Annotated in this window: 7 protein-coding genes and 1 other annotated feature; of the genes, 4 read left to right on the forward strand and 3 right to left on the reverse strand. The window is 69.5% G+C overall.

All coding sequences use genetic code 11. The annotated features are described in order from the left end of the window. Positions 1 to 177: 177 nt before the first annotated feature. Together ABD225_RS09280 and ABD225_RS09285 are read right to left on the reverse strand one after the other, a co-directional pair. On the reverse strand, positions 178 to 1,086 hold the full coding sequence (locus ABD225_RS09280) for an IS982 family transposase (RefSeq protein WP_344083972.1): 909 nt from the start codon (positions 1,084 to 1,086) through the stop codon (positions 178 to 180). A 98-nt stretch (positions 1,087 to 1,184) separates the two neighbouring features. Next, positions 1,185 to 1,949, reverse strand: coding sequence for a hypothetical protein (locus tag ABD225_RS09285; protein ID WP_344083975.1), 765 nt, complete (start codon positions 1,947 to 1,949; stop codon positions 1,185 to 1,187). A gap of 109 nt (positions 1,950 to 2,058) precedes the next feature. Between ABD225_RS09285 and ABD225_RS09290 the strand changes: the two genes are divergently transcribed. The 4 genes from ABD225_RS09290 (at position 2,059) to ABD225_RS09305 (ending at position 7,148) form a co-directional block, all read left to right on the forward strand. Then, complete coding sequence (locus tag ABD225_RS09290) at positions 2,059 to 3,399, forward strand: sensor histidine kinase (RefSeq protein WP_344083978.1); 1,341 nt, start codon at positions 2,059 to 2,061, stop codon at positions 3,397 to 3,399. Then, a complete protein-coding gene (locus ABD225_RS09295) occupies positions 3,396 to 4,079 on the forward strand; it encodes a response regulator transcription factor (protein ID WP_344083981.1) in 684 nt (227 codons plus the stop codon). The genes ABD225_RS09290 and ABD225_RS09295 overlap by 4 nt, the downstream gene beginning before the upstream one ends. Positions 4,080 to 4,316: 237 nt before the next feature. Beyond that, complete coding sequence (locus ABD225_RS09300; protein WP_344083984.1) at positions 4,317 to 5,699, forward strand: hypothetical protein; 1,383 nt, start codon at positions 4,317 to 4,319, stop codon at positions 5,697 to 5,699. Between the two features lie 267 nt (positions 5,700 to 5,966). Continuing rightward, positions 5,967 to 7,148: a tyrosine-type recombinase/integrase gene (locus ABD225_RS09305; protein WP_344083987.1), complete on the forward strand. Its 1,182-nt coding sequence runs from the start codon at positions 5,967 to 5,969 to the stop codon at positions 7,146 to 7,148. A gap of 38 nt (positions 7,149 to 7,186) precedes the next feature. Here ABD225_RS09305 and ABD225_RS09310 read toward each other — a convergent pair whose 3' ends face one another. Continuing rightward, entirely contained in the window at positions 7,187 to 7,342 is a 156-nt protein-coding gene (locus tag ABD225_RS09310; protein WP_344083990.1) for a hypothetical protein, read from the reverse strand. A gap of 298 nt (positions 7,343 to 7,640) precedes the next feature. Beyond that, positions 7,641 to 7,768: a sequence feature (AL1L pseudoknot), on the forward strand. Positions 7,769 to 7,993 lie beyond the last annotated feature (225 nt).

The following is a 7,993-nucleotide window of genomic DNA, read 5'->3' on the forward strand; positions in this document are numbered from 1 at the left end:
GTGACCAACCTTCCTCGCCGACCCTCGGTCGGCGTGTCGGTGGAAACACCGTTCGCCGGACAGTCCCGCAATAGGAGCATCAGACCCCCAGGGTTAGCTAATAGAAAGGTCGCCGCGCGCAGCGGCCTATGCGTCACATCGCCGGCTGATGGGCTAGACGACTGATTCCAAGGGGTGTCAGTGGTCATAGGCGGTTAAGGATCGTAGGACGGGTTGGCTGGTGTGGTCGTTGTGCCAGATGGCGGTGGTCAGGGCCAGGAGTCGTTGGAGGACGCGGACGATGACGCCGGCTTGGGTTCGTCCGCCGTGGCGTTCGAGGCTAAGCTGGCCCTTGAGGGTGTCGAACACCGATTCGATGGTTTGCCGTAGGGGTTTGAAGAACTGGGCGCCTGGTCGGGGGTTCTCCCCGGTCCGGGCTTTGCGCAACAACGTGAATCCGGTTGCGGCCAGGGTGGATTCGAACTCGCGACCGTAGTAGTTCTTGTCCGCGATGAGGGTCCGGCCGCCGCCGGCCAGAGCTGGGGTGGTGGCGATCAGGTCGGTCAGAACGGTTCGTTCGTCGGCCTTGGCTCCGGTCAACGCGAACGCGACGGGCAGCCCGTGCAGGGTGGTCACCAGGTGCAGCCGGAGCCCCCAGAAGTAGCGCGAGTGGCTGGCGCTGTAGCCGTATTCGGCCCATCCGGCCAGGTCTGAGCGTTTGACGGTATCCCGGGAGCGGGCGCACTCGATCGGGGTGGAGTCGACCACGAGTACGTCGTCGGTGGCCACGCTGGTGTCGGCGGCCAGGTGCTCGATCACCGCCAGCATCGTCGGGCCGAGCCGGCGGACCCGCTTCTTGTACCCGGGTTGGTGCGGCACGTAGGGGAAGAGGTGGCGCAGGTTGGCGCGCACGTGCCGCACCCAGCGGGCTTCGTCATCGAATCCCAGGACCGCTGACAGCACCGCCATCGTCACCAACTCGGCGTCGCTGACCTGCGGTTTCATCCCGACCGCGGGTCGCCATGGCGCCAGTTCGGGGTGCCTCTTCAGCAGATCGTCAAGGGTCACATACAGTGCGGTGGCGAGGGTGTCCAGATCGGTGTCCACGAGAGCCTCCAGAGCTCGAGTTGGTTCGCAACACCGAGTCTGGGCACCCTCACCCCCCGAGTCCCATACGCCACACCAGTCACCTTGGAATCAATCATCTAGGCGGGTTGACGGCTGTTGCTTGGGGTTGGGTGCGGGGCGTGGAGGGTCGCGGTGGTCTCGTGGGCGGGGACTGTGGTGGCGGGTGCGGGCGCGGCGTCGAGAGCGCGGGCGGCGAGGACCAGTGCGAGGCCGGCGATGGCGATGCCTGCGGTCTCGGCGGCTTTGATCTGGAACTCGGTGCCGAGGAAGGTGGCGATGCCGAGGAGCCAGGCGGCTAGGGGGAGCCATCCGGCGAGGGCGGCGCGCTTGAGGCCGACCGTGAGGAGCACGGGCCCGAGAAGGAGGCAGGGGAGCATGAGGACGAGCGGCACGAACCCGGGTCCTCCGGAGGAGTCGAGCAGCTCGAGGGCTGTCGAGCGGGTCAGGCTCTCGGTCTCCACGATTCGCACGAACATGAGATTGAAGGCGGCGCGCCCGCCGACGAGCCAGAGACCGCCGAGGCCGGTGAGTGCTGTCCCGGCGAGCATGAGGCGGCGACCCTTGGTGCCGGCGAGTGTCGAGAGGTGGTAGCAGGCGGCGATCGACCCGAGGACGAGGAAGACGCCGGCCAGGACGAGTAGGCCGGCGGAGAGTGACTCCAGGGCTGGGCTTGCGGCGACGGCGTCGTAGCGGGAACCGGTGTCGGTGCCCATGTCGGGGAGCAGGGCTTGGCCGAGTGTCCAGGACATGGCGGCGAGTGAGAAGGCGGCGGTGGTCAGGTGGCGTCGCATGGTTTCCTCCAGGTGGGTCGCGTTCAGTGACCTCTCCACGGTGCCCCGCACCCGGTATCTTCCGCCTGTGTGTGCCTGCCGAACTGGGTGTGCGGTGGTGCAGGGCGCAGGTGGAGCGCGCTACAGGCGAGACCGGGTGGCGCCGCGCCATAATCGGGGCGTGCCCGATGACCCGCTGGTGCTTGTGCCGCTGGTGGCCTGGCTCGCCACTGGGCTGGCGGCAGTGGCGTTGACGCCGCGGCAGGGTGCGGCCCGTGCGCTGTGTGCCGCCGGGGTGTTGATCTTCGCGGCCTGGATGCTCGAAGAGGTGGCCGTTGCGGCGGTCGAGACCGGTGCCGGGAATGCGGTGCTCAACGCGGTCGCCGACGGTGTCTTCGTGGCCAAGACCGCCGCGGTCATCGCCTTGCTCGCTCTCATGCCGACCGGCCGTTTCACCCGGCGCTGGCACGGGTGGCTGGTCGTTGCCGCCGCAGCGACCAGTGTCCTGTCCACGTTCCTGCGAGTGGTCGGCTCCGCCCGGATCGACGTCGCCAGCGAGCCGTCCCTGGCGGTGACCAACCCGCACGCCATCGCGGCTCTGGCGGATGCTGGTGCGCTCGGGGAGGCGCTCGTGGACGCCGAGCCCCTGCTCTTCCTGGCCGGCATCGCGATGCTGGCCCACCGCTGGTGGCGCGAGAGGCAGCACCGCCCGGTCCTCGGTCGGATGCTCCTCGGGATCGGCGCCCTGGCGGTGCTGCTCGTGCTCGTGGTGCTCGGCGAGTCGACCTCCCTTCCGCACCTGGTGCCACAGCACCTGTTCCTCCTGGCGCTGGCGTCCTTCCCGGTCCTGCTGTTGGTCGACCTCTCCGCTCAGGCGCGCGCTCTGCAGCGCGAGCTGTCCGAGTCTCGGGCCCGCATCGTCACCGCCGAGGACCAGGCCCGCCGCTCGATCGAGCGTGACCTGCACGACGGGGTCCAGCAGCAGCTCGTGGGGATCCTGACGCTCACCGAGCTCGCCGCCCGGCAGTCCCGCCGCGACCCCGCCGCCAGCAGCGCCACCCTGGACGAGATCCGAGACGAGGTGCAGGCCGCCATCAGCGGACTGCGTGAGCTCGTCAGCGGGATCCGCCCGCCAGCCTTGGCCGACGGCGGCCTGCCCGCCGCGTTGAACGACCGCTTCGCTCGGCTACAGGAGTCCGTGACCCTCGAGGTGTCCCAGAGCGCCGCCGGCCACCGGTGGCCGCCGCAGGTCGAGGCGGCGCTGTACTTCGTCGCCTGCGAAGCGGTCACGAACGCGCTCAAACACGCCCCGTCCTCAATGGTCCGCATCAGCCTGACCGCCACCGAGCGCGGGCCACTGCTGCAGGTCGCCGACACCGGCCCTGGCGTCACGACCGCACGACCCGGCGCCGGGCTGCGCGGCATGCAGGACCGCATCGAGTCCCTCGGCGGCCGGTTCGAGCTGGCCAGCGCATCAGGTGGGACGGTGCTCACCGCAAGCGTCCCTGGAGAGCCGGTATGACAGCGCCCATCACCGTGGTCATCGCCGAAGACAGCTTCGTCGTCCGTGAGGGTCTGCGCCGGCTCCTGGCCGACGGCGACGACATCGACGTCATCGGCGCCGTCGCCAGCGCACCCGAACTCCTGCACGCCGTCGCCCGCCTGCGACCTCAGGTCGTCGTCACCGACATCCGTATGCCCCCCGGCAACGGCATGGACGGCATCGCCGCCGCGCTCAGCATCCGCGCCACCACCGAGCACGTCGGGGTGGTCGTCCTCTCCCAGCACGCCGACGCCTCGTACGCCCAAACCCTCTTCGCCGCCGGAACCACCGGTCTGGCCTACCTCCTCAAAGAACGCGTCGGCCACCGCGAAGAAATCGTCCGCGCCATCGAGGCCGTGCACGCGGGCGGGTCGGTCATCGACCCCGCGATCGTCGACGCGCTCCTGCACGCCACCACACACAGCGCCTCATCCCCGCTGCGTCACCTCAGCGCTCGAGAGCTTGAGGTGCTCGCCGCCATGGCCGAAGGCCTCACCAACCGGGCCATCGCCGAGCGCCTCTACATCTCAGAATCCGCCGTCAGCAAACATGTAGGCGCCATCTTCCACAAACTCTCACTCGAGGAAGGAGCAGGGCTCGACCGACGCGTCAGCGCCGCCCTCGCCTACCTCTCCTCCAACAGCCCGACCAACCGATGAAGGCGCCCCACTTCGCCGGGTTGGGACGCAGGCATCGCGGTCCGGCTCCATGCGGCCAGTGCCTTTCTTGCCGCAGCGGTGGTGCCTTCTCAGCGGAGTGCTCGCAGCGGGCGGGCGGTGCCCTCGTTGTTGGTTTCCGAAACGAGCAGTCCTGACCTTGCGGGGCAGGGCGGTCCGGCGTTGCTTGTCAGGCAAGGGCCAACGCATGGAGCAGCCCGGCCTGGCAAGAATGGTGCCGTGGACGACCCCTACCGACTGCTGATCACCCACGCCGAGCACTGGGCTGCCAAGACCCGCAGACCTCTCGACCCGGAGCTGCTCGAGACGGCGCTCTCCCTGCGCGACAGTCACGACCAGCGTCCGGGCACCTCGTGGCCGGCGGGCTCGGTGGCGGAGCTGATGACGGTGCGCTGGCCCGGTCACGGGCCCCTCGACCCGCCCGACGTCGATTCCCTCGTCGCGACGCTGGAGACCTTCTGGCGGTTCCTGCGCGCGACCGGCCGGATGGCCTCGGGCTCGGCCGAGGTCAAGGCCCTCACTCGCGAGGCCGTTCGGTCCACCGCCACGATGCGCGAACGGCTGAGCGACCCGGCGGCGTATGGCGCCTCGAAGTCCCTCCTGGCGTTCGGGCGCGAGATCGGCATCTCCCTCGACGACGTGGAGTCCGTCGAGGACGCCAACGCCCGCTTCGCGGCCGTGGTGGAGGCGTGGAACGCTCTGCCGCAGGAGGAACGGTTCGCCCGCTCTCCCGGACCTGCCGGTGCCGGCAGCAAGGCCTCGGCGCAGCTGACAGAGGCGGCCAACGAGCTGCTGGCCGGGGTCGACCTCACCGCCTATGCCGCAGCGCACGGGATGGTCGACCCGGACGATGACGACGATGAGGAGGCGATCCCGGTCCAGGATCCTCGCGTCGTCGCCGCGCAGGTGCGACGATCGGGGTTCCAGCAGAGGATCCACGCCCTGGTCAAGTGGATCGGCCCGGCCGGCCGAGCGGTCACCCAGACCGGGGTGCTGCGCCCGGCCGTGGCGCGAGAGGCCATCGACGAGCTTGGGCTCGATGACTGGATGCGCACTCACCTGGGCGGGGAGCCGCCGACCTGGCGTTCGGCCGGTGAGCATCTCGGCCTGGACCGGCTCTATCTGGCGGCGGTGCAGGCCGGGCTGGTCGAGGTGCGCAGCACCAGGGTCGTCGCCGCAGCGGAGCGCGTCCTCGACGACCAGGAGTGGGTGCTCATGGGCATCGGCGCCCTCGTCGTGGCCCGTGACCGGGGCGAGTACGCCGCCCCCTCCGCCTCACTGCTCGGCGTGCTGCTCGGCCTCGAGTTCGGTGAGTCTCGCACCGCCGAGGACCTGGTCGCCTGGTGGAGGCGCGCACCCGGCAACCCCTACGCGGGTCTGAGGACGGACCGGCTCGACGCCGAGCAGGCGACTGCGTTCGCGGAGACCCTTGACAGTCTCTCCGAGGCCGCTGTCCGGTGGACCTTGGGCTACTGGCGGGATACCGGCATCATCCACGAGGAACGCGGCCGGTTGCACGTGACCGAACTCGGCCTCGACTTCACCCGCATCCTCATCCGGCTGCACGACCTCGAAGAGGCCGGGGCTTTCGACGACGACTGAGACGAGGGCCACCACTGGGCCTCTGCTCGCGAACCGGTCGTCGAAGGGTGGGGCGTGGGGGAAACTCACACGGGGGCTGCGGGGGAAGCGAATTCGCCTTCCATTGATTGCAAACCGACTCGCGGCATGCGAAACTTGTTGTGTAACAGCGATATTCGCGGGACAGGCGTAGACAGACTAACCCATCAGATGACATTCTTTCCCCCACCAGTCCCCCACAGGGACTCCTGATGACAACGAAGCAAGGGGATAGAGGCGGAGGTCCAGATGGCCAGGCGACGAGGCTTCGGAGAGGTCGAGCGACGGGTTGCCGCCTCCGGCAGAGCGGCCTACCGCGCCCGGTATGCGATGCCGGACGGCACCCGTCACTCGCGCACGTTCTGGACGAAGATGGACGCCGAGGCGTGGCTGGCGTCGGAGCGGTGGCTCATCGACAAGGACGAGTGGACGCCACCCGCGGCGCGCAAGGTCGCGGAGGAGAAGCGCCGTCGTGAGGCGGAGTACAACACCGTGGGCGGCTACGCCGAGCGGTTCCTCGCCGAGCGCGGTCTGCGGGCGACGACGGTGCGGGGCTACCGGATCCTGCTGAGGACCAGGATCCTGCCGTGGTTCGCCGACATGCCGCTGGTCGATGTGACGCTCTCGGAGATCAAGCGGTGGCGCGCCTCGCTGGACCCGGAGACCGAGTCGAGCAACGCCGCGGCATATCGGGTATTGCGCGCGATCCTCGTCGCCGCCGAGGAGGAGGAGCTGATCTTCCGCGCGCCGCCGAAGATCCGCGGGGCGGGCTCGTCGCGGGTAAAGCGGATCGTCAGGCCGGCAACGCTCGAAGAGATCAGCGCGATCGTCGACACCATGCCTCCGCGGCTGCGGCTGTTCGTCGTGCTCGCTGCGTTCGTCGGGCTGCGCGAGGGTGAGCTGCTCGAGCTGCGGCGCTCGGACATCGACGGCGTCGCGGGGCGGGTCTCGGTCTCCCGCAAGGTCGACAAGGAACCCCTCCCAGGTGCCACTGACCCGTGTCCGAACTGCGGCCGCGGGATCGGGTCGCCGAAGACGAGGAGCGGCATCCGGGTCGTGCACGTCCCGCCACCATTCCTGCCGATGCTCCAACGTCACCTGCTCGAGTGCGCCGCCCCCGGTGGGGACGGCCTGCTCTTCCCGGGGGACCGGACCGACCACATGAGCACGCGCTTCCTCATGGACCGGTTCCGCGACGCGCGCACTGCCGCCGACCGACCGGACCTGACGATCCACCACCTCCGTCACACGGCCCTGACGATCGCCGACCAGCACGGCGCGACCGCCGCGGAGCTGCAGGCCCGCGCCGGTCACGCCTCCCAGGCCGCGATGGCGATCTACCAGCACGCCACCCTCGACCGGGACAAGCTGCTCGCCGACCAGATCGGTGCCACCTACCAGGCCCGGGTGGAGGGCCGGTCGACGTCCTGACTCGACAGCGCGCGACCGTGGCACGGCTTGTGGCACGGTCAGCGGAGGAGGTGCCAGTTCGCCGAGGGGATGCGTCGTCCGACGTTCTCGAGGTCGTCAGCCTTGACGCGCAGGCTCTTCGGTCCGACGCGGTAGCCGGCGATGACGCCGTCGGCGACGTGAACTGCTCCGTGTGGTGGAGGGTCTGATCCCACGAAAGGATGAGGATCACGCCAGCACTGAGGAAGTATCCGCAGGATCTGCGGGAGAGAGCGATCCGGCTTGTCGGGAAGGCCCGTTAGCAGGATCCGGAGCTGTCGGTGTCGACGGCGGCGACCCGGGCGGGGCAGGGTCTGGGTCAACCCGGACACCCTGCGCGGCTGGGTCAAGCAGGTCGATATCGACGCCGGCCGACGGCCGGGGACGAGCACCGGGGACGCCAAGCGGATCAAGGACCCGGAACAAGAGGTTCGGGAGCTGAAGCGAGCGAACGAGATCCTGGTGGCGGCCTCGAGTCTTCTTCTCGCAGGAGCTCGACCCGCGACTGCCGTGGTGACTCGGTTCATCGAGGAGCACGAAGAGACTTTCGGGGTCGACCGATCTGTGCCGAGCTGTCCAAGCACGGCGCGCAGGTCGCCCCGTCGACGTACTACGCCGCCCGCGGCCACTCCCATGACCCCGTCACGCCACCAGTCCGGTTGGGCCTGCAGCCATTCGGTGACGCAGGCGGCGGTGCGTCCGTCGATGTGCGCGAGCAGGCCGGCGGTGCCGGCGGCGTCGACGATCCCGGTGTGCCACCGGTCATGCACGATGCTCCAGCGGCCGGTGACCGGATCCTGGCCCCACTGCGGCTTGCCGCGGCGGGT

Origin of the sequence: Nostocoides veronense (assembly GCF_039531185.1) — a bacterium.
Lineage (GTDB): Bacteria > Actinomycetota > Actinomycetes > Actinomycetales > Dermatophilaceae > Nostocoides_A > Nostocoides_A veronense.

Bases quoted from the DNA above. Each gene is read 5' to 3' on its own strand.
- ABD225_RS09295 (WP_344083981.1), top strand. From the start codon at position 3,396: ATGACAGCGCCCATCACCGTGGTCATCGCCGAAGACAGCTTCGTCGTC.
- ABD225_RS09305 (WP_344083987.1), top strand. From the start codon at position 5,967: ATGGCCAGGCGACGAGGCTTCGGAGAGGTCGAGCGACGGGTTGCCGCC.